Source organism: Aequorivita flava (assembly GCF_038742595.1).
Lineage (GTDB): Bacteria > Bacteroidota > Bacteroidia > Flavobacteriales > Flavobacteriaceae > Aequorivita > Aequorivita marisscotiae.
On record NZ_JBANCF010000002.1, the window covers coordinates 274149 to 295252 of the forward strand.

17 protein-coding genes are annotated in these 21104 nt (G+C 38.8%); 6 read left to right on the top strand and 11 right to left on the bottom strand.

Going from position 1 to position 21104, the window contains the following annotated elements:
* Nucleotides 1-76 precede the first annotated feature (76 nt).
* Together VZD24_RS03615 and VZD24_RS03620 are read left to right on the top strand one after the other, a co-directional pair.
* On the top strand, nucleotides 77-1318 hold the full coding sequence (locus VZD24_RS03615) for a peptidase U32 family protein (RefSeq protein WP_342686831.1): 1242 nt from the start codon (nucleotides 77-79) through the stop codon (nucleotides 1316-1318).
* Nucleotides 1319-1549: a ferredoxin gene (locus tag VZD24_RS03620; RefSeq protein WP_279449743.1), complete on the top strand. Its 231-nt coding sequence runs from the start codon at nucleotides 1319-1321 to the stop codon at nucleotides 1547-1549.
* Between the two features lie 5 nt (nucleotides 1550-1554).
* Here the strand turns inward: VZD24_RS03620 and VZD24_RS03625 are convergent, their stop codons facing one another.
* Complete coding sequence (locus tag VZD24_RS03625) at nucleotides 1555-2448, bottom strand: DMT family transporter (protein WP_342686830.1); 894 nt, start codon at nucleotides 2446-2448, stop codon at nucleotides 1555-1557.
* A 309-nt stretch (nucleotides 2449-2757) separates the two neighbouring features.
* On the opposite strand from VZD24_RS03625, the gene VZD24_RS03630 reads away from it, so the two are divergent.
* Complete coding sequence (locus VZD24_RS03630; protein ID WP_342686829.1) at nucleotides 2758-3426, top strand: C40 family peptidase; 669 nt, start codon at nucleotides 2758-2760, stop codon at nucleotides 3424-3426.
* Between the two features lies 1 nt (nucleotide 3427).
* Here the strand turns inward: VZD24_RS03630 and VZD24_RS03635 are convergent, their stop codons facing one another.
* Both VZD24_RS03635 and metG read right to left on the bottom strand, forming a co-directional pair.
* Nucleotides 3428-5566 carry a Tex family protein gene (locus tag VZD24_RS03635; RefSeq protein ID WP_342686828.1) on the bottom strand — a complete coding sequence of 713 codons (2139 nt, stop codon included), beginning with the start codon at nucleotides 5564-5566 and terminating at the stop codon, nucleotides 3428-3430.
* Nucleotides 5567-5624: 58 nt separating this feature from the next.
* Nucleotides 5625-7700, bottom strand: a complete 2076-nt coding sequence (metG, locus tag VZD24_RS03640; RefSeq protein ID WP_342686827.1) for a methionine--tRNA ligase — start codon at nucleotides 7698-7700, stop codon at nucleotides 5625-5627.
* Nucleotides 7701-7784: 84 nt separating this feature from the next.
* On the opposite strand from metG, the gene VZD24_RS03645 reads away from it, so the two are divergent.
* Together VZD24_RS03645 and VZD24_RS03650 are read left to right on the top strand one after the other, a co-directional pair.
* Nucleotides 7785-8687, top strand: a complete 903-nt coding sequence (locus VZD24_RS03645) for a S66 peptidase family protein (RefSeq protein ID WP_342686826.1) — start codon at nucleotides 7785-7787, stop codon at nucleotides 8685-8687.
* 21 nt (nucleotides 8688-8708) lie between these two features.
* Nucleotides 8709-9071, top strand: a complete 363-nt coding sequence (locus tag VZD24_RS03650; protein ID WP_342686825.1) for a YraN family protein — start codon at nucleotides 8709-8711, stop codon at nucleotides 9069-9071.
* A 21-nt stretch (nucleotides 9072-9092) separates the two neighbouring features.
* On the opposite strand, the gene VZD24_RS03655 is transcribed toward VZD24_RS03650, so the two are convergent.
* From VZD24_RS03655 to mfd, 4 genes are all read right to left on the bottom strand, one after another.
* Nucleotides 9093-9911: a helix-turn-helix domain-containing protein gene (locus VZD24_RS03655; RefSeq protein WP_279449736.1), complete on the bottom strand. Its 819-nt coding sequence runs from the start codon at nucleotides 9909-9911 to the stop codon at nucleotides 9093-9095.
* Between the two features lie 111 nt (nucleotides 9912-10022).
* The gene (locus VZD24_RS15225; RefSeq protein ID WP_373693807.1) at nucleotides 10023-10328 is read right to left on the bottom strand and encodes a type II toxin-antitoxin system RelE/ParE family toxin; all 306 of its coding nucleotides are present in this window, start codon (nucleotides 10326-10328) and stop codon (nucleotides 10023-10025) included.
* Nucleotides 10328-10564 carry a hypothetical protein gene (locus tag VZD24_RS03660; RefSeq protein ID WP_279449735.1) on the bottom strand — a complete coding sequence of 79 codons (237 nt, stop codon included), beginning with the start codon at nucleotides 10562-10564 and terminating at the stop codon, nucleotides 10328-10330. Before VZD24_RS03660 ends, VZD24_RS15225 begins: the two co-directional genes overlap by 1 nt.
* A 111-nt stretch (nucleotides 10565-10675) precedes the next feature.
* Entirely contained in the window at nucleotides 10676-14032 is a 3357-nt protein-coding gene (mfd, locus tag VZD24_RS03665) for a transcription-repair coupling factor (protein WP_342686824.1), read from the bottom strand.
* Nucleotides 14033-14214: 182 nt separating this feature from the next.
* Here mfd and VZD24_RS03670 point away from each other — a divergent pair, with 182 nt between their 5' ends.
* Nucleotides 14215-15567: a dihydrolipoyl dehydrogenase family protein gene (locus VZD24_RS03670; protein ID WP_342686822.1), complete on the top strand. Its 1353-nt coding sequence runs from the start codon at nucleotides 14215-14217 to the stop codon at nucleotides 15565-15567.
* Between the two features lie 33 nt (nucleotides 15568-15600).
* Here the strand turns inward: VZD24_RS03670 and VZD24_RS03675 are convergent, their stop codons facing one another.
* Genes VZD24_RS03675 through VZD24_RS03690 form a run of 4 tightly spaced genes read right to left on the bottom strand, consistent with a single transcriptional unit; the run spans nucleotide 15601 to nucleotide 21091 of the window.
* Nucleotides 15601-16398: a TspO-related membrane protein gene (locus VZD24_RS03675; protein ID WP_342686821.1), complete on the bottom strand. Its 798-nt coding sequence runs from the start codon at nucleotides 16396-16398 to the stop codon at nucleotides 15601-15603.
* Nucleotides 16399-16404: 6 nt separating this feature from the next.
* Nucleotides 16405-17046 (bottom strand): ligase-associated DNA damage response endonuclease PdeM, encoded by a 642-nt coding sequence (gene pdeM / locus VZD24_RS03680; RefSeq protein WP_342686820.1) that lies wholly within the window; start codon nucleotides 17044-17046, stop codon nucleotides 16405-16407.
* Nucleotides 17043-19502, bottom strand: coding sequence for a ligase-associated DNA damage response DEXH box helicase (locus tag VZD24_RS03685; protein WP_342686819.1), 2460 nt, complete (start codon nucleotides 19500-19502; stop codon nucleotides 17043-17045). The genes pdeM and VZD24_RS03685 overlap by 4 nt, the downstream gene beginning before the upstream one ends.
* Nucleotides 19499-21091 carry an ATP-dependent DNA ligase gene (locus VZD24_RS03690; RefSeq protein ID WP_342686818.1) on the bottom strand — a complete coding sequence of 531 codons (1593 nt, stop codon included), beginning with the start codon at nucleotides 21089-21091 and terminating at the stop codon, nucleotides 19499-19501. The genes VZD24_RS03685 and VZD24_RS03690 overlap by 4 nt, the downstream gene beginning before the upstream one ends.
* Nucleotides 21092-21104: the final 13 nt, after the last annotated feature.

Below are 21104 nucleotides of genomic sequence, written 5' to 3' on the forward strand. Positions count from 1 at the left end.
GTTTAAACCTAACAAATATCATATTTTAAAAAGAACAGTTGGCCGACTTTTGTAGCAATTTTCAAATTTTACGGCAATGACTTCTTCTGGAAAAATAGAATTAATGGCTCCTGCGGGCAATTTTGAATCGTTACAGGCAGCATTAGACAATGGCGCAGACTCTGTATATTTTGGTGTTGAACAATTGAACATGCGCGCTCGGGCAAGCATTAATTTTACAATTGCCGATCTTCCCGAAATTGCTAAACGTTGTAAAAAAAATGGAGTTCGCACCTACCTTACTTTAAATACTATAATTTACGATCACGATTTATCGTTGATTAAAACTTTACTCGATGCCGCAAAAGCTGCCAGACTTACTGCGGTAATTGCCATGGACCAGGCCGTAATTGCATACGCCAGGCAAATTGGGATGGAGGTACACATTTCAACCCAAATAAATATTACAAATATTGAAACGGTAAAATTTTACGCACTTTTTGCAGATACCATGGTAATGAGTCGCGAATTGAGCCTGCGACAAGTAAAAAAGATAACCAGTGATATTGAAAAAGAACAGATAAAAGGGCCGTCGGGGAGTTTAGTTGAAGTTGAAATTTTTGGCCATGGCGCACTCTGTATGGCAGTTTCGGGCAAATGTTATTTGAGCCTTCATTCGCATAATTCTTCTGCTAATCGCGGAGCTTGCAAACAGAATTGCCGAAAAAAATACACGGTTATAGACCAAGAAACAGGTTTTGAAATTGAATTGGACAACGAATATATGATGTCGCCCAAGGATCTTTGCACGGTAGATTTTTTGGATCAAGTAATTGACACTGGCGTAAAAGTCTTAAAAATTGAAGGTCGCGGTCGCGCTCCCGAATATGTGGCCACTGTAGTAAAAACCTACCGCGAAGCCATAGATGCTTATTATGAAGGTACGTATTGCGAAGAAAAAGTAGAACAATGGATGCTCGAACTGGCTAAAGTGTATAACCGCGGATTTTGGAGCGGTTACTATCTGGGTCAAAAATTGGGAGAATGGAGCAACACCGATGGTTCCCAAGCTACGCAGAAAAAAGTTTATATAGGAAAAGGTGAACACTATTTTGCTAAAGCGAAAATTGCAGAATTCAAAATTGAAGCATACGATTTAAATTTAGGTGATAAAATTTTGGTTACTGGCCCAACAACTGGCGCCAAGGAGTTTCAACTTTCAGAAATGTTAGTAAACGACCAAGCCTTAACTACAGCGAAAAAAGGCGATTCCTGTACTATTCCAGTGCCGTTTAGAGTGCGCCCATCAGACAAACTGTATAAAATAGTAACTTCATAAATGGTAGTGGTAACGCTTCAGCGGAATAAATGCATTGGCTGCAATTACTGTGTAGAATTGGCTCCGGCGTATTTTAGAATGTCTAAAAAAGACGGCAAAACCGTATTGCTGCATTCTGAGGAAAAACGTGGTTTCTTTACGAGGAAAATTTCGGACAATGCCGAATTCGAAACTTGTGAGCAGGCCGCAAAAGCGTGTCCGGTAAAGATTATTTCAACAAAACTTATTTAACGGTTCTAAACTCCTTTTTCAATTTTTATCTCCTTGCCAATAATTGGGATTTTTTTGGAATAGAAAGTAACCCAAATTCCGAATAATAGAATAATTCCACCAATAATCATTTGGAAAGTAACCGTTTCATTTATAAACAACCACGCAAATATGGTGGTTAAAACCGCTTGGCCCAGCAAGCTCACCGAAACCCTTGTAGCACGCATGTGTTTTGTGGCGTAGCCCAACAATAACCACGCCGCCAATTGGCAAACTAAGCCTTGAATTAGCAACGAAATCCAACCCATTTCGGTAAAGCCCGTAAAGGGTTCATTTATAAAAAAACTTAGTACTCCCAGAAAAACGGCAGAGGTAAAAGTGCTTAAAGTAATAAACGGAAGTACCTCAACATCATAAAGCACAAACTTACTCACCAACATATAGATGGCATAAAACACACCTGAAAGAATTGCAAAGATAAAGGCCAAATTAAAATCTAAATTCACAAAAAAGTGGAATCCAACTAAAGTTATCATTCCAAAAATTGCGATCACTGTGCCAATCCAAAAATTGCGTGTGGGCTTATTTTTTAAGAAGAAAAACGCGCCTATTCCTACCCATACGGGAGATAGATTAGTTAAAAGTGTGGCTTGCGTAGCCGTAGATTCCTGAATTGCAATATTCCATACGGCCACATCTAACGCGAAGATAGTACCACATACCATGGTAAGTAAAAACAATTTTATAGAAGGAATTTTAAATTTTCCCGATAACAGCGCAAAGGGAACCAATATTGAAGCGGCAATTGCCATTCTATAAAATGCCGAAACTATGGCAGGCGCCAACTTGAGTTTCACCAAAATAGGAAAGATTGAAATACAAATAATTCCTAAGACAAGGGCAATTCTAGGCTTTGTCATATCACTGAATTTTAGCGATTTAAAGTAAAAAGCCGCAAAATTAGTCTTTAAATACCACTGTTTAATGATTTAAGTGAAATTTTAAGAATACCTAAGGTGTTAAATTATTTTTGTAACATTGAATTAAACCCTTACTGCACCTAAACAAAAATCTAAATTTTAATAGCTTTTACACATATTTAGCTGCAATTGCATAATCTATTTATTGAATTCATAAAAAAGATATTGTTTTTTTGCGTATATTTAAAACTGTATCCCCAATTATATTACAGAGATAGTAAATTCATTATTGCTGAAAATTATTTTATTATGTTGGGAGAAACGATAAAAATTGCATTGGGCGAATTGGGCCAAAAAGAAATTAAAGGTACCAATCATAACGAACGTATTCTTGAATATCAAGAAATGACAGGGCTAAACTTTGGCAACGACGAGGTTGCTTGGTGTAGCATTTTTGCAAATTGGGTGGCATTACAGGCCAATTTGCCGAGGTCTAATAGCGCCATGGCTAGAAGTTGGTTGAATATTGGCGCTAAAACAGATTGGCCGCAACCGGGCGATGTAGTGGTATTTTGGCGAAAAAGCAGAACCAGTGCCTTTGGCCACGTCGGTTTCTTTTTGGGCTTCACTAAAAGTGGTAAATCCATTTATTGTATTGGAGGCAATCAAGATGACGAAGTAAATATTCAAACTTTTCCCATATCCAGAATACTGGAATTCAGAAGTCTTACTGCAGATTTACAAGAAGATATAAAAGTTCCTACTGGCTATTTAAGGAGAGGCGACAGCAACGGAAACGTAAAATTACTGCAGAAAATATTGATTAAATTAGATTTTTTGGATGGTAGCGCAGATGGTGTATTTGGACCAAAAACCGAAGCCGCATTAAAAGCGTTTCAAACAAGCAATAATATTACGGTAGATGGTATTTACGGCAGCCAATCGAGAAGTGTACTTAAAAATGCATTAAATCTATAAGCTATTTATGCAATTTTAGCTGAATCCGTTTCCGCGCAACATCAACATCAAGCACTTTTACAATTATTTGTTGGTGCAAATGTACATGCTCGCTCACATCAGAAACATAAGCATCTGCAAGGTTCGAAACGTGGATCAAACCGCTTTCCTTTATACCAATATCCACAAAAGCGCCAAAATTGGTAATGTTGTTTACAATCCCCGGCAGCAGTTGTCCTTCCTGCAAATCAGCAATGGTTTTTATATTTTGATTGAAGGTAAAAACCTTCGCCTCTTCACGAATATCCAAGCCCGGTTTTTCAAGTTCCTTTAAAATATCCTTTAAAGTTATAAGCCCTATTTTTTCTGAAATATAGTTTTCAAGATTTATTTTCTGAAGCAATGTTTTATTGCCAATTAAATCTTGCACGTTTACTTTTTCATCCTTCGCCATTTTTGAAACAACCGAATAACTTTCGGGATGCACCGAAGAATCGTCCAACGGATTTTTACCATTTTTAATACGAAGAAAGCCAGCCGCTTGTTCAAAAGCCTTTTCACCCAAACGTGACACCTTTTTTATTTCTTCACGGGAAGCAAAAGCGCCATTTTCTTCACGATAATTCACCACATTTTCAGCCAATTTTGGACCAATCCCCGAAACATAACTCAGTAGCGGAATGCTCGCGGTATTGATATTTACCCCCACCGAATTCACACATAACGCTACGGTTGTATCGAGCGAATTTTGAAGTTTTGTCTGGTCTACATCGTGCTGATACTGCCCAACACCGATAGATTTGGCATCAATTTTTACCAGCTCCGCCAACGGATCCTGCAAACGACGACCGATAGAAACTGCGCCGCGCACCGTAACGTCGTAATTCGGGAATTCATCACGTGCAATTTTTGACGCCGAATAAATTGAGGCCCCGGCTTCGCTAACCACAAAAACCTGTGGTGGATTTTTAAAGTGAATTCGTTTTATAAACTGCTCTGTTTCTCGCGAAGCTGTTCCGTTGCCAATCGCAATTGCTTCAATTTTATGGGCGTCGGCAAGCGAACTTATCTTTTTCATCGCGGTTGAAGAATCGTTTTTTGGCGGATGCGGAAAAATGGTTTCATTGTGCTGCAAATTGCCTTGTGCATCCAGGCAAACTACTTTGCAACCCGTTCTAAACCCAGGATCAATTGCCAAAACACGTTTTTCACCCAAAGGCGAACCGAGCAAAAGTTGCTTTAAGTTTTTGGCAAAAACGTTAATAGCTGTTTCATCCGCCTTTTCCTTTGCAGCGGAAAGCGTTTCGTTTGAAAGTGCCGGAAACAAAAGACGTTTGTAGCTATCTTCAATCGCGAGTTTTATTTGTTTTGAAGCGGCATCTTTAGACTTTACAACGCGGTCTTCAATTTTAGAAAGTGCTTTTTCATCGTCGATTTCTATTTTATTTCGAATAAATCCTTCGGAAGTTGCACGAAGAATTGCCAATAATCTATGTGAAGGAATTCTGTTTAATGCTTCATTCCAATCAAAATAATCACGGAATTTCTGGGCTTTTTCATCATCGGCCATTTTCTTTACAACTTTAGTCGAAATTGTTGCATAACGTTCCAATTGATTCCGAAGCATATTCCGAATATCGGTGCGTTCGTTTATCCATTCGGCAATGATGTGTCGGGCGCCCTCCAAAGCTTCATCTTCGGAATTTACTTCGCCTTTTACATATCTTGAAGCGAGCGAAGAAATTTCAGAACTCGAAATACTTCGTGTTTGCGCCATTATAATTTTCGCCAAAGGCTCCAAACCATTTTCGCGCGCGGTATCAGCTTTTGTTTTTCGCTTCTTTTTGTACGGCAAATACAAATCTTCCAAAGCGATTAAATCTGTTGCTTCTTCAATGCTTTTTTGAAGTTCTGCTGTTAAAACTTCTTGCTCTTCCAAGGATTTTAGGATAGTAGCTTTCCGCTTTTCTAATGCTTCATATTGTTCCTTGAATTTTACGATTTCGCCAATTTGAACCTCATCCAGATTTCCAGTCAGTTCCTTTCGATAGCGTGAAATAAAGGGAATGGTGCAGTCCTCGTTTAGAAGTTTTACGGTGTTTTCAACGCTTTTTTTTGGGAGTTGGGTTTGGGAGGTTATATAAGCTACTAATGTTTTCAATAGGGTATGTATGTTTAATATCGCCCGCAGATCGCGCAGATTTTCGCAGATTTTTTTGTTAGTTTATCGTAGCCCCATTTTCAACCCCTTCTTCCCCAGGGTTAACAAAAACAAGTTTCCCTTCCGCATTTTCAGTCATTAAAATCATACCTTGGCTTTCCACGCCACGCAGTTTTCTTGGAGCAAGATTTACCAAAACCGTAACTTTTTTCCCGATGATATCTTCAGCCTTAAAACTTTCAGCAATTCCTGAAACTATAGTACGAACGTCGATTCCTGTATCTACTTTTAAAACTAAAAGCTTATCTGCTTTTGGCATTTTTTCAGCTTCAATGATTGTTCCCACTCGCATATCGAGTTTTGTGAAATCATCAAATTGAATTGTTTCTTTCTGCGGCGTTACTTTTTTATTGGCAATCTCATTCATCTTTTTACTGGCTTGTAGTTTATCTAATTGTTGCTGAATTTGTTCGTCTTCTATTTTGCTGAAAAGCAATTCGGCTTTGTTTATTTTATGACCCGGTTTTAATAATTCTGTTTTTAAAGAAATATCGTTCCAGCCCAATGAGGTCTCGACTGCGCTCGACCTGACATTGAGCATGTCTTTCAACTTGTCTGAAGTAAACGGCAAAAATGGTTCACTCAAAACTGCCAAAGCAGAAGCTATTTGCAAGGCAACATACATTACTGTTTTGGTGCGCTCTTCGTCGGTTTTTATTGTTTTCCACGGCTCTTCGTCTGCAAGATATTTGTTTCCGAGGCGGGCGACGTTCATTAATTCTGCCTGAGCTTCGCGGAAACGGTAACGTTCCAACGAACTTGCTATTACTGCAGGATACGCTTTTAATTCGTTTAAAATCTGCTCGTCAATTTCTGAAAAAACAGCAGGCTCGGGCACAACTCCTTCGTAATATTTATCAGTTAAAACCATCACTCGATTTATGAAATTTCCAAAGATGGCAACCAATTCATTATTATTTCGGGCTTGAAAATCTGCCCAAGTAAAATCATTATCCTTTGTTTCTGGGGCATTTGCCGTTAATACATATCGCAAAACATCTTGCTGGTTTGGAAAATCCTCCAAATATTCGTGCAACCAAACCGCCCAGTTTTTACTGGTTGAAATTTTATTGCCTTCCAGATTCAGAAATTCATTAGCTGGAACGTTTTCGGGTAAAATATAACCCCCTTCGGCTTTTAACATTGTTGGAAAAATAATGCAATGGAAAACAATATTGTCCTTCCCAATAAAGTGAAGCATTTTGGTTTTATCGTTTTTCCAATAATCTTCCCAGTTTTTTCCTTCGCGCTCGGCCCATTCCTTCGTTGAAGAAATATAACCAATGGGCGCGTCAAACCATACGTATAGTACTTTTCCGTCTGCTCCTTCCACTGGCACGGGAATTCCCCAATCTAAATCGCGGGTTACCGCACGCGGCCGTAAACCGTCATCGATCCAGCTTTTGCACTGTCCGTAAACGTTGGTTTTCCAATCCTTTTTATGGTCAACGAGTATCCACTGTTTTAGGAAATCTTCGTATTCGTTCAGTGGTAAAAACCAATGCTTTGTTTCTTTAAGAATTGGTACATTTCCCGAGATAGCACTTTTCGGATTAATTAATTCGGTAGCGTTTAAACTGGAACCACATTTTTCACATTGGTCGCCATAAGCTTCTTCATGGCCGCATTTTGGACACGTACCGGTAATGTATCGGTCTGCAAGAAATTGATTGGCTTCTTCGTCATATAATTGTTCGGTAATCTCTTCGGTAAATTTACCGTTCTCGTATAACTTCTTAAAAAATTCTGAAGCAGTTTTATGATGAATTTTCGCAGAAGTCCGCGAATAATTATCAAAGGATATTCCGAATTCCTCAAAACTCTTTTTAATAATGGCGTGATATTTATCTACCACTTGCTGAGGCGTAATACCTTCTTTTTTTGCCTTTATAGTAATTGGCACGCCGTGTTCATCGCTTCCGCAGATAAAGGCAACATCCATTTTTTGAAGTCGTTGATAACGCGCGTAAATATCTGCTGGCACGTAAACGCCAGCCAAATGGCCAATGTGTACGGGTCCGTTTGTGTATGGCAACGCGGCGGTAATGGTATATCTGTTTGGGTTCTTGTCCATAATTTTTTTTGAAAGCCCGCCAAAATGAGCGGGCAGGCACAAAAGTACATATAAATGTAGTAATTTGTGGTTTTAAATAAATCCATGATTACTCCAAACAGACTACAAAAGAACGATACAGTTGGCATCGTTTCAACCGCGCGTAAAATTTCAAAAGAAGAAATTAAACCGGCACTGCAACTGCTTGAAAGTTGGGGGCTGAAAACTGTTTTGGGTAAAACCATCGGTGCCGAAGAAAACCAATTTGCAGGAAGTGATGATTTGCGTGCAGCAGATTTTCAACAAATGATTGATGACCCTAAAATAAAGGCTATTTGGTGCGCAAAAGGCGGGTATGGCACCGTTCGGATAATTGATAAGCTGGATTTTTCAAACTTTAGAAAAAATCCGAAATGGGTTATTGGTTATAGCGATGTAACTGCGCTTCATTCACATATTCATACATTGGGAATTGAAACTTTGCACGCCCAAATTTTACAAAATCTTGAAAATAAGTCGAAGGCAACTTCCACTTCAATTAAAGAAATATTGTTTGGAGGTGATTACGAAATCAGTATTGCTTCCAACGAGAAATTAAATACACTCGGAGCCGCACAAGGGCCATTGGTTGGCGGAAACCTCTCACTCATTTATTCGCTATGCGGAAGTAATTCTTCGCTGAATACCGAAGGTAAAATACTTTTTATTGAAGATTTGGACGAATATCTGTACCATATTGATAGAATGATGATGAATCTAAAACGCAACGGCATGCTACAAAATCTTTCAGGATTGATTGTAGGCGGAATGACCAATATGCACGATAATGCTGTTCCTTTCGGAAAAACGGCGGAAGAGATTATTTTTGATTTAGTTTCAGAATATAATTTTCCCGTGTGTTTCAATTTTCCGGCGGGACATATTAATGATAATCGGGCTTTGATTTTGGGTCGGGAAGTAGAATTAAAAGTAACGAAAAACAATATTGCTTTAAGCTTTAAGAAGTAAACTTTTACGCTCTTTAAAAAAATGGCAAGCCACAACGAACTAGGAAAAATAGGTGAAGAAATAGCCGCACAATATTTATTGAAAAGGGGTTATAAAATTCTACGTCGTAACTTTTATTTTCAAAAGGCCGAAATAGATATAATTGCTCAAAAAGAAGAAGGAACCGTTGTTATTGTAGAAGTAAAGACCCGAAACAGCGCATTTTTTGGCGATCCGCAAAGCTTTGTAACTCCTTCAAAAATCAAACTTTTGGTAAAAGCGGCCAATGAATATATTGTTTCAAATAATTTAAATGTGGAAGTTCGGTTTGATATTATTGCAATTCTAAAAAACCAAAAAGAGGAAAAACTGGAACATTTTGAAAATGCTTTTTATCACTTTTAATTCCTGTGCTTCAACTGTCGCTCAGGATAAACTTTGGCGGAAATCTCTTTCGGTTTTTAATAAATCTTCAATTTTATAAAGCAAAATAATTTGCAAAATAGTAGCCGGAATTAAAAAGGCAAGTCCCAACCACGCCATAAAAACCAAGGTGAACAATATTCCGCTCACTACCTGAAATCCGCCGGCAATTTCTGGAATTTTCCCGAAATTACCTTTCAATCGCATTAACGCCAATCCAAAAATAACACTTCCAATTCCACAGAAAATAGATTGTATTGTAATTACGTATTCAATATAAAATGGCTCAAAATAAAGTGAAACCATATCATACCCATAAAATAAAATGGTGGTGCCAATTAAAAAGTAAGCTCCAATTTTCAGCAAATAATTATTGAAGATTTTCCCGCTTAAAACAAAACCCCATGAAAAATAAATAAAGGCCAGCATTATAATAAATTTCATACTTATGTAAGCGGCTTTTGGCAGTATCAATTCATCTTCATAAAATCGGGCGTAGTCCACTGCAAATTCCACAAAACCGGAAAGGAAATAAATAATTCCACAGATCCAAGCGAGTTTTATGTAAAACGCTGAAAATGCTATTTCCTTTAAATCGATATTTTTAAAAAAAGAAGGTTCTGATTCTTGCAATTTTTCCAAATCTTCGCCCAACACATTAAGTATGGTTTTCAGTGTAAAGCTGCGCGGCATTACTTCACCCGCTTCAATACGCTGAATGGTCCGCACGTTTATGTTGCATTGCTCCACAAGTTCTTCCTGCGTAAAGCCTTTTTGCTTTCGGAGTTCCAAAATTTTTCGACCGAGTTCTGGTTGTTTCATTTTTTAAAATTTTATGAAGCAATAGTACGATGGCAGTAAATATAGTACAATCTTTTCAAGTGAATTTCACCCGACATTTGCCCGACATTTGTTGATTTTAGAAGATATTACTTATTTTCTGAAAACCTTAAATTTATTATCAGGATTCATATTTGTCGGGAAAATTCGAAAAATTTTCACATTTTCCGAATCAATTTTGTAAAGAATAACGAACGGGAATTTTTTGACTGGAACCTGTCTAAAATCTTTATAAACAAATTGAAAAAGAAAAGGATTTTTCGATAAATACGCTATGGTTTTCTTTATTTCAGTAAGAAAGGACGCGCAAATTTTCAATGATATTTTTGAATACCAATCGTAGGCTTCGGCAATATCGAATTTTGCATCCTCTTCTATCAAAATTCGATAGTTGCCCATCAGCTTCTATTCTTCACATAATTTTCAACTTCTTCCCACGTATGAAAAACCGCTCTTCCTTCATTTTCCTTTTCTGAAGCAAAATCCAAAGCTTGTTTCTGGATTTCAGTCAAATCATTTGAATTTTTAAACCATTCTTCTGGTAGAAGAGATGCAAGTTTTGCTCTTTCAGAAATACTCAATTCCTGAAAAGCCTCGGCAAGTTGTTTAATAGTAAAATTATTTGTTGCGGACATAAACCAAATATACGAAATGCCTGTAAACAATTTGCATATAAACCGACGATGAATAATTCGGGCATTCCATCTTTCACTTTATCAAATATTCTATACAGATGAAATGATTTGTTATTCAGAAAAAGGCTCCAAAGCCCGAAGCGCTTTTTCAACCGAATAAATTCCTTCAAAATTAAGCAATAATCGCAATCCGTTGCGGGTTTGCTTTTCCTTCATTGTTACTTTTTGTGAATGGGTTTGCACGTATTGAAGCACTTTTGTAAACGACGGACTTTGGTAAAAAGCACTTTGTTGGTCTGCCACAAAATAACCTACCATTTTTTTCTGCTTCATAATTAATCGTTCCAAGCCCATAGATATTGCAATCCATTTTATGCGAACACTGTTCAGTAAATCTTCGGCTTGTTTTGGCATTTCCCCAAAACGGTCCAGCAATTCTTTTTCAAACTTTTGAAGCTCGGCTTCGTTTTTCAACTCGTTCAGTTTGGTATATAGATTAAGTCTTTCGGTAATATTGTTAACGTAATCATCTGGGAAAAGAAGTTCGAAATCGGTGTCGATGGTCATTTCTTTTACGAAATTCTTCTTCGGACCTTCTGTTTCTTCGTACAAATTTTTAAACTCTTTATCCTTCAATTCCTCAATCGCTTCGGCTAGAATTTTTTGATAGGTTTCAAAACCAATTTCGTTTATAAATCCACTCTGCTCACCACCCAATAAATCGCCAGCACCGCGGATTTCCAAATCCTTCATCGCGATGTTGATGCCGCTGCCCAATTCTGAAAATTGTTCCAAAGCCGTAATTCGTTTTCGCGCTTCGTCCGTCATTGCCGAATATTCCGGAGTGATAAAATAACAAAACGCTTTTTTGTTGCTTCGCCCAACACGACCGCGCATTTGGTGTAAATCTGAAAGTCCGAAATTATTAGCATTATTGATGAAAATAGTATTGGCGTTCGGTACGTCCAAGCCACTTTCAATAATAGTTGTGGATACCAAAACATCGAATTCATTGTTCATAAATCGAAGCATTAAATCTTCCAGTTTTTTCCCGTCCATTTGGCCGTGACCAATTCCAATTTTGGCATCTGGCACCAAACGTTGAATCATCCCAGCGACTTCTTTTATATTTTCAATTCGGTTGTGAACAAAGAAAACCTGGCCTCCGCGCGAAATTTCATAGCGAACCGCATCGCGAATACTTTCTTCCCCGAAACGAATAACGTGCGTTTCCACGGGATAGCGGTTTGGCGGCGGCGTGGTAATTACCGAAAGGTCACGTGCGGCCATCAAACTAAACTGCAACGTTCGCGGAATGGGCGTTGCCGTTAGCGTGAGCGTATCTACATTTTCTTTAATGGTCTTTAATTTGTCTTTTACGGCTACTCCAAATTTTTGCTCTTCATCAATAATCAAAAGTCCCAAATCCTTAAATTCAACCGATTTGTTTACTAATTGATGAGTGCCGATAACAACATCGAGTTTACCATTTTTCAACTCTTCCAAAACGGTTCTTCGTTCTTTCGCAGTTCTAAAACGGTTTAAATAATCAACTTTCACGGGCATCTCCGAAAGACGCTCTGAAAATGTTTTAAAATGCTGAAATGCCAAAATAGTTGTTGGCACCAAAACTGCGACCTGTTTTCCATTGTCAACTGCTTTAAAAGCCGCTCGAATGGCCACTTCCGTTTTTCCGAAACCCACATCGCCACAGACCAAACGATCCATTGGGCGCTCGTTTTCCATATCTTTTTTTACATCTTCGGTTGCTGTACTCTGGTCCGGGGTATCTTCATAAATAAAGGACGATTCCAATTCGGCTTGCAAATAGCTATCGGGGTCAAAGGCGAAACCTTTTAGCGTGCGGCGTTTGGCGTATAATTCAATTAAATTGAAAGCAATTTCCTTAACGCGCGTTTTGGTTTTTTGCTTTAATTTTTTCCACGCATCGCTGCCCAATTTATAGATTTTGGGCTCTCTCCCATCCTTGCCGTTGTATTTTGAAATCTTATGCAGCGAATGAATACTGAGATATAAAATATCGCGCTCGCCATAAAAAAGTTTAATGGCTTCCTGCATTTTTCCTTCTACCTCAATCTTCTGCAAACCGCCAAATTTCCCTATTCCATGGTCAATATGCGTTACATAATCGCCCACTTCCAGATTGGTAATTTCCTTTAAAGTAATTGCCTGTTTTTTAGCGTATCCATTTTTCAGTTGAAATTTATGGTAACGCTCAAAAATTTGATGATCAGTGTAGCAAACAATTTTTAAATCGTCATCAATAAATCCTTGAAATAGCGGAAAAACAATAGTTTCAAATTGATTTACATTCTGTTCAGCATCTTCAAAAATATCGTGAAATCGTTTTGCCTGCTGTTCGCTGCTGCAAAAAATGTAGTTTTTATACCCTTTTTCGGTATTATCATTCAAATTTTCAATCAGTAAGTTGAATTGTTTGTTGAATGATGGTTGCGGTTTGGTTGAAAACGAAAGCCCACTCCCAGCCCCTCCCGAGGGGAGGAAAGTTTTATTAATGCTTAGTTGAACTTTTGTAAAATCATTCAATTGCTCGTTTAACAATTCCGAAGTACAGAATAATTCCGAAGGTTTTGCGCGTTTTATTTCTGAATCGATTGAATTAAAAGCTTCTGTCGCTTTTTTGAAAAGATTATTTATCGCGCTACTGAAAAGCTCTTCGTTTTTTAGAAAAACCACTGTTTTTGAAGCTATATACTTCAAAAAACTTTCGCGATTTTCATCGACCATTTTGTTTTCCACATTCGGAATGATTGATACTTTTTTCACCTGTTCCAACGAAAGTTGCGTTTCCACATCGAAGGTTCGAATACTATCAACCTCATCCCCAAAAAATTCAATTCTGTAAGGTTCATCGTTGCTAAAACTGAACACGTCCAAAATTCCCCCACGCACTGAAAATTCGCCCGGTTCGGTAACAAAATCGGTACGTTTAAAGCGGTATTCAAACAAAACCTCGTTTACAAAATCTATTGAAAGTTGGTCGTTTATGGCAATTTTCAAGGTGTTGCGTTCCAACTCTTTTCGAGTTACAACTTTCTCAAAAAGCGCTTCGGGATAGGTTACAATAAGCGCGGGTTTTTTGCGGGAATTTATTCGATTTAAAACCTCGCTTCGCAATAAAACATTGGCGTTGTCTGTCTCTTCAATTTGATAGGGCCGCCGATAGCTTCCCGGATAAAAAAGCACATTTTTATCGCCCAATAAATTTTCCAAATCGTTTAAATGGTAAGCGGCTTCTTCTTTATCATTTAAAATTAGCAAAAATGGCAAATCCGTATTTCGAAAAGTTTGGGCTAAAACTATCGAGAGCGAAGAACCCACAAGACCTGAAACCGATGTACTTTTTTGAGATTGGACAATAGTTTCCTCCAGTTTTCGTGTTTGCGAAGACTGAGAATAAAGTGACGTAACTAGAGTTTTGCTCATCGGGACGGCAAATATAAATCAAACCTCACAGGTCTCAAAGACCTGTGAGGTTTTTCAAACAACTTTATCATTTTGATAACATAATGACCATTTTGCATTAACTACTTTTAGATTCGTAGATTATCATTAAAAGTTACCCGACAAAGTTTATCCTGAGCGATAGTCGAAGGGCGGGTATTGTTATGGCACAAAAAGAATACGACGTTTTTGTAATAGGAACCGGAACTGCAGGCAAAACTGTGGCATACGATTGTGCTGCCGAAGGAATGAAAGTGGCGATTGCCGACAACCGAGAATTTGGCGGAACTTGCGCCAATAGAGGTTGCGATCCGAAAAAAGTTTTGGTGGGAATTACAGAAGCAATGCAGCTTTCAGAAAATTTAAAAGGGAAAGGAATTGTTTCCGTTCCAAAAATAAGTTGGAAGGATCTTCAAAAGTTTAAATCCACTTTTACCGATGCCGTGCCGGCTGCCACTGAAAGAGATTTAAATGAAGTGGGAATTGAAATGTATCATCAATCGCCCAAATTTTTAGATGAAAACACTCTTTCGGTAGAGGGAAAAACAGTCCGTGCAAAAAAGATTGTAATTGCAACGGGACAAAAGCCAATAGAGCTGAAAATTCCTGGAAGGGAAAATCTGAAGGTTAGCGATGATTTTTTGAATTTGGAAAATCTGCCCGAAAGCATTGTATTTGTGGGCGCCGGATATATTGGGATGGAGTTTGCACATATTGCAGCACGTTGTGGCGCAAAAGTAACAGTGATAGAATTTGAGAATCGTCCGCTCGCACCTTTTGAAGCCGATATCGTTTCGCACCTCACAAAAGCTTCGGAAGAATTGGGAATCAAATTTATTTTCAATGCCGAAGTTTCTAAAGTTGAAAAACTTCAGAAAAATTATCGTGTTTCATTTAAAAAAAATGGTAAAACCGAATCAATTGATACCAGAATGGTTTTTAACACTGCTGGTCGCGCACCTTCAATTGATGAACTTGATTTGGAAAAAGGAAATGTTACTTTTGAAAAAGGTGGAATTTCGGTGAACGAATATCTTCAAAATACAACCAATAAAAACGTTTACGCTTGCGGTGATGTTTCGGCAAGTGGTTCTTTACCGTTAACGCCCACTTCTTCGCAGGAAGCTCGGATTGTTTCATTGAATATCCGTCAGGGAAACAGTACTAAAATGGATTTTCCGCCGGTTCCATCGGTTGTTTTTACTATTCCGCAGATTGCTGCAATAGGTTTAACCGAGAAAGAAGCAAAAGAAAAGGGCTACGATTTTGTGGTGGAATACAAAAGCGTTCCGAAATGGTTTAACGCGAAGCGAATCAAAGAAGAAGTTTATGCGTACAAAACAATTGTGGACAAAGAACGAAATATTGTATTGGGCGCCCATATAGTCGCTGCCGAAGCCGGAGAAATGATCAATCTTTTCGTCCTCGCAATGTGCGGAAAATTAACTACCGAAAATTTAAAAGCAATGATTTTTGCGTACCCCACTTGGGGCAATGACATTAAGGGAATGGTATAAAGAAGTACGAGTTGGGAAGTGAGAAGTACGAAATTATCTATTTAAATATTCCTTGCATTTATTCACAGGACTGGTATCGCGATTTTTGAATGCGTGATATCCACTGCTCACAAAAAGCACAGCAGCCACTGCAATTGCGGCATAGGCAACGGTTTGGCTCACTTCCCAATTAGCGACTGCTATTGCCGCTAAGGCCCACACGCCCACCAAGGCAAATTCGCGCATGTTTCTTCGCCATGTAACAACTAGATTAATGATTCCCGCTATGATTATCATCGTTACCGTCCACGAAATCTCGCTATAACCCCAGGCATTCCAATTAATGCTTGTTAAATATGCTGCAACATTTGCGATACTGGCAACGGTAACCCAACCGCTGTAAAAAACGAAAGGCCACCAAAGAAATGCAATGACCGAAATTGGTGCGTCCCAAAGTTCCATCCGGTTATTCATTACAATTTTTAAAAGTGAAAAAAGCAGTATAAAAATGGCGAGAATTGAATATTCCATGTAGCCATATAGCCAGAAAGTAATCCACATAATGTTGGCAAAGCAAGAAAGTACAAACCACCAGCCAGTTTTCAGGATAAAATCATCATCCTTCACTTTTGCGAAAAGACTTCGACTTTGATAAATTATAAACCCCAAAAGCATTAAATAAATAAGTCCCCATATAGAAAAAGCGTATCCCGCAGGCGTAAAAAGATTTTTGGAGGAATTTGAAATTTCGCCAATCGTCGTGTTGTTAATCGCCCCAGTGTTAGAAAGATAGTTTACGAATACCGTTGCCACAAAGGCAATGATGTTAGCTATTTGTAGTGTTTTTTTCATAATAAATTAGTTTCTTGAAACACAAATTACTTCTCCTTCAACAATGGCGAATATTTCATCATTTTCTGAAGGTTTTAAAATATGCTTTCCCGTAAAGTTTCCAAAAGCAGGGAGAATAAGGCTGTTAAGGGTTTTATAAAAACACGAAAACCGCAGGTATTGCCTGCCCACGCCCTTCATCCGAACGCCCGGATGCACGTGTCCACAAAAATTGAAGGTACCTTTTATTTCAGTGGGATGGTGGGTCAACAAAAAACCGTCGAGCAAAAATTCGTCAAAAACCTTAATTCCCAACTCTTCGTATAAATACTTTGGAATAATATCGTGATTGCCTGAAATAAGCACTATCTCGGCTTTTGTGTATTCCACCCACTTTTCAAAATCATGCCACTCTTGGTTTAGTTTACTGTGAAAAAGATCGCCTAAAAAACAAATAGTTTTAGGCTGAAAGTGATTACTGAGTTCGGTAAGTTTCTCTAGATTCTGAAATGATGCACTTGCCGGAACGGGCGCGCCGTGTTTTCTGAAATGTGCCACTTTTCCCAAATGAACATCGGCGATTAACAGCATTTTCTTGTCTTTCCAAAAGATGGCGCCACTAGGGTGTAATTTGAAGTCGTTATTTTTAATTGAAATATTTTGTATCATTTTTCCAATTGCAAAGTCATTTTTTTAATCCGATCCGCCAATTTTTCCGAAGAAAGTTTTTCGCGGAGCCTGTCCGTAATAATCGGAAAGCTGAAAGGCGTTGCTTTTTCACATTGTTTCCAAATTATTTTTTGTGAATTTATACGTTCCAAAGCTTGCCGCAATCTGCCTTCCTCCAATTGATGTTCAAAAGTTTCACGATAGGCTTGAAGGTACAAAAGATTGTCGGATTCGTAATCCCGAAAAACGTCAAAAAGCAATTGACTGTTGCTTTGCAAATGTTTTGTTTTAATGACTTTGTTTGGATATCCTTGAAAAACCATGCCGCTAATTACAGCAATATCTCGAAATTTTCGACGAGCCAATTCAGTGGAATTTAAACTTTTTTGAAGGTCTTCATATAAATATTCTGAAGAAAAAAGATTGTTGTCCAACACCGTTTGAATATCCAAAAACTGATCGCTTAGAAGTTCAAAGCCGTAGTCGTTGTACGCCAAAGAGAAGGTAATCGGCAATAGCAAACTTATCCGGTATGCCAGCAAACTGCTCATTGCCTCGTGTACAAATCGCCCCTCAAAAGGGTAAAAAAGCGCGTGATAGCCCTCGCGAGTTTTAAAGGTTTCAATCAAAAATTCGTTTTCGCCGGGAACAATACTTTCGCGTTCCTGTCTGTCAAAAATGTGACGCAGCGCCTTTAATTCTGGCGTGTTTCGTTTATGGTCCGCCTCACTCTGCATTTCTTCACGTAAAATTTTGCTCATTTGTGAAGAAAGGGGCAAACGCCCACCCATAAAACTTACAATATTTGCAGTTCGTTTGCTGCTTTTTCGAACTTGAGCCTGCATTTGCCGAATTCTGACCAATTCCAAAGTTCTTCCTGCAAAAACAAAGGTGTCACCGGGTTTCATTTTACTGATAAACCATTCTTCAATCGTGCCAATAAATCCGCCGGAAACATATTTTACGAGCATCATACTATCACTCACTATTGTGCCAATACTCAAACGGTGCATCATTGCAATCTGCCTGCTTTCCACTTTAAATAGCCCTTCGGGAGTAACTTCAACTTTTTTATATTCGTCGTAGGCTTGCAAACTTTGGCTTCCAATAGTTATAAAATTTAGGCACCATTTCCACTGTTCCTCTGTTATTCCTTGAAAGCAAAAGGTTTTTTTAATTTCTGGGAAAATTTCCTTTGGAAAAAATCCGTTACTTACCGAAAGTGTCACCAAATACTGAATTAACACGTCAAAACTGAGCAAATACGGATTTCTATCTTCAACAACTTCATCTTTTACAGCCCGTTTTAAAGCCGAAGCCTCCAACAATTCCAAAGCGTGGGTTGGCAAAAAGTAAATAACCGAAGGCTCCCCCGGACGGTGATTACTTCGCCCTGCACGTTGAAGAAATTTGGCAACTCCTTTAGGTCCGCCAATTTGAATTACCGTTTCTACAGGTGCAAAATCAACCCCCAAATCGAGACTGGAGGTTGCAACTACCGCCAATAACGATTCATTGCGAATAGCCTGTTCCACCCACAGCCGCGTATCTTTACCGATGCTTCCGTGGTGCATTGCAATTTCGCCGGCAAACTCGGGATGTTTTTCGAGTAGTTTCTGAAACCAGATTTCGCACTGTCCGCGTGTATTTGTAAAAATAATCGTGGTTTTGCTAGTCTTAATTATTGGAACAATTTCTTCCAAAAGATGCAGTCCTAAATGCCCGCGCCAAGGAAAAGTTTCCATCTTTTTTGGAATGATGGAACGTACTTCTATTTTCGACTTTTGATTGGATTTAATCAAAACTGCATTTTTTCTGAATTCAGAATCCATTCCCAAAAGTACATCCTGTGCTTCTTCAAGATTTCCAATGGTCGCCGAAATTCCCCAAATTCTCAAATGTTTTGAAACCGTTTTTAAACGTGAAAGCGCGAGTTCCATTTGTACGCCGCGTTTACTTCCCAAAAGTTCGTGCCATTCATCAACCACAATCGCAGTTAATGGCTTAAAGATTTTATCATAATCTTTTGACGCCAGCAAAAGCATCAGACTTTCGGGTGTCGTTATCAGCAGATCGGGCATTTGGCGTTTTTGCTTTGCGCGTTCGCTTTGGGTGGTATCGCCTGTGCGGATCCCAACGGTTAATCCTGTTCCCAAATCGTCGGCAAAACGCTGTGCCGCTTGTTGAATTTCTACAGAAAGAGCGCGCAATGGGGTAATCCAAATGGCTTTTAGTCCTTTTGTATGTTTTGTTTTATACGCGGGATTTTCCTTTAAATATTGAAGTACGATTGGTACCCAAAGCGCATAGGTTTTCCCACTTCCGGTTGGGGCATTTAAAAGGCCGTGCTTCCCGCCCAGAAATGCTTTCCACGTTTTTTTTTGAAAAGGAAATGACTTCCAATTTTTTGATTGAAACCAATCTTCCGCAATTGAAATAAGTTCAGATTGTTTCATTTTGGAATTAAGGCTTTAAGATCATCCAGAGTATTGGCTTCAGAAATTGGTTTGTCTTTTCTCCAACGAAGAATCCGCGGAAATCTAGTTGCAATACCGCTTTTATGGCGGCTACTTTCAGCAATTCCCTCAAAAGCAATTTCAAAAACATGATGCGGAGTTACACTTCGTACAGGCCCGAAACGTTCTAAGGTGTTTCGTTTTATCCAATTATCAACTTGTCTGAATTCCGCATCTGTTAATCCGGAGTAAGCCTTTGCAAAAGTTACCAGCTCGCCTTCATTCCAGAGTGCAAAAGTGTAGTCTGTATAAAGATTGGCGCGCCTTCCGTGCCCACGCATGGCGTAGGTTAAAACTGCATCAATAGTAAAGGGATCAATTTTCCACTTCCACCAATCTCCTTTTTTTCTGCCTACTAAATACGGTGAATCCTTGCGTTTCAGCATCAAACCTTCGCTGCGTTTTTCTCTGGAAAGATCGCGCTCTGCGGCGGCTTCTTCCCAGGTTTCAAAAATCATTGTTTCACTTAAATACAGCCCTATTTCTTCGGAATTGATTCTTTGAATTATTTCATCCAAAATCTCCCTTCTTTCCGCAAACGGTTTTTGCCTAATATCCTCACCATTCCACTCCAGCAAATCGTACGCATTTAAAATTACGGGTGTTTTTTTTAAGAGTGCTTTTGAAACATTTTTTCTTCCTATACGCGTTTGCAGTGCATTAAAATTACCGATCTCCCCGTCGCCGAAAGGCAATATTTCACCATCAATCACGGTGCCGTTGGGAATTGCCTTCAAAAAATTTTGAAACTCGGGATATTTATCTGTCACCAATTCTTCACCTCTGGACCATACAAATACCTCGTCGTTTCGAATAATAACCTGACTCCGGATGCCATCCCATTTATGCTCAAAACTCCAATCGGAAATTGGTCCCAAATCTTCCTGGAAACCGTCTTCGACTGCATAGGCCAAATAAAACGGATAGGGTTTACTTAGGTAATCCTCTTTATTTGTTTCGAGAATTAGTTTTTCATACGTAGTGGTTTCTGGGGTCCAATCGCCCATTAATTTATACGCCAAAACATCTTCATCAATCTCTGTAGCTTTGGCGAGAGCGCGCGTCATCAATTTTTGGCTAACGCCTATTCTAAAACTTCCAGTGAGGATTTTATTGAAAACAAACCTTTCAAAATAGTTTAAAGCCAGCCAATTGTCGTGTAAATATTTCTTTTTTTCCGGTTCGGAAAGTGACCGCAATTCAATAATTTCGGAAATAAATTGTGAAAGCGATTTATCGGAATGTGTTTCCGAAGTTGGCAAAATTAAAGCAATGGTTTCTGCCAAATCGCCCACAATATGATAACTTTCTTCAAAAAGCCAAAGAGGAATGCCACTTATTTCCGTTGCCCAAAGTCTGAGCAACGTTGTATTTACGGGGCGTTTTGGGCGACGGTGCGAAAGAATGGCGATGGTCCACAGTTTATCTTCCTCATTTGCATTTTGAAAATAAGTTGTTAGCGCCGCCACCTTTTCATTGGTTTTGTTGGTGCTGTCGAGCTTTTTTATGAGTTGGGCAAATTGCTTCATAGTCCCCCTTGCC

Coding starts and splice junctions, on each gene's coding strand:
- VZD24_RS03615 (WP_342686831.1), top strand. CDS start 77: ATGACTTCTTCTGGAAAAATAGAATTAATGGCTCCTGCGGGCAATTTT.
- VZD24_RS03620 (WP_279449743.1), top strand. CDS start 1,319: ATGGTAGTGGTAACGCTTCAGCGGAATAAATGCATTGGCTGCAATTAC.
- VZD24_RS03625 (WP_342686830.1), bottom strand. CDS start 2,448: ATGACAAAGCCTAGAATTGCCCTTGTCTTAGGAATTATTTGTATTTCA.
- VZD24_RS03630 (WP_342686829.1), top strand. CDS start 2,758: ATGTTGGGAGAAACGATAAAAATTGCATTGGGCGAATTGGGCCAAAAA.
- metG (WP_342686827.1), bottom strand. CDS start 7,700: ATGGACAAGAACCCAAACAGATATACCATTACCGCCGCGTTGCCATAC.
- VZD24_RS03645 (WP_342686826.1), top strand. CDS start 7,785: ATGATTACTCCAAACAGACTACAAAAGAACGATACAGTTGGCATCGTT.
- VZD24_RS03650 (WP_342686825.1), top strand. CDS start 8,709: ATGGCAAGCCACAACGAACTAGGAAAAATAGGTGAAGAAATAGCCGCA.
- VZD24_RS03655 (WP_279449736.1), bottom strand. CDS start 9,911: ATGAAACAACCAGAACTCGGTCGAAAAATTTTGGAACTCCGAAAGCAA.
- VZD24_RS15225 (WP_373693807.1), bottom strand. CDS start 10,328: ATGGGCAACTATCGAATTTTGATAGAAGAGGATGCAAAATTCGATATT.
- VZD24_RS03660 (WP_279449735.1), bottom strand. CDS start 10,564: ATGTCCGCAACAAATAATTTTACTATTAAACAACTTGCCGAGGCTTTT.
- mfd (WP_342686824.1), bottom strand. CDS start 14,032: ATGAGCAAAACTCTAGTTACGTCACTTTATTCTCAGTCTTCGCAAACA.
- VZD24_RS03670 (WP_342686822.1), top strand. CDS start 14,215: ATGGCACAAAAAGAATACGACGTTTTTGTAATAGGAACCGGAACTGCA.
- VZD24_RS03675 (WP_342686821.1), bottom strand. CDS start 16,398: ATGAAAAAAACACTACAAATAGCTAACATCATTGCCTTTGTGGCAACG.
- pdeM (WP_342686820.1), bottom strand. CDS start 17,046: ATGATACAAAATATTTCAATTAAAAATAACGACTTCAAATTACACCCT.
- VZD24_RS03685 (WP_342686819.1), bottom strand. CDS start 19,502: ATGAAACAATCTGAACTTATTTCAATTGCGGAAGATTGGTTTCAATCA.
- VZD24_RS03690 (WP_342686818.1), bottom strand. CDS start 21,091: ATGAAGCAATTTGCCCAACTCATAAAAAAGCTCGACAGCACCAACAAA.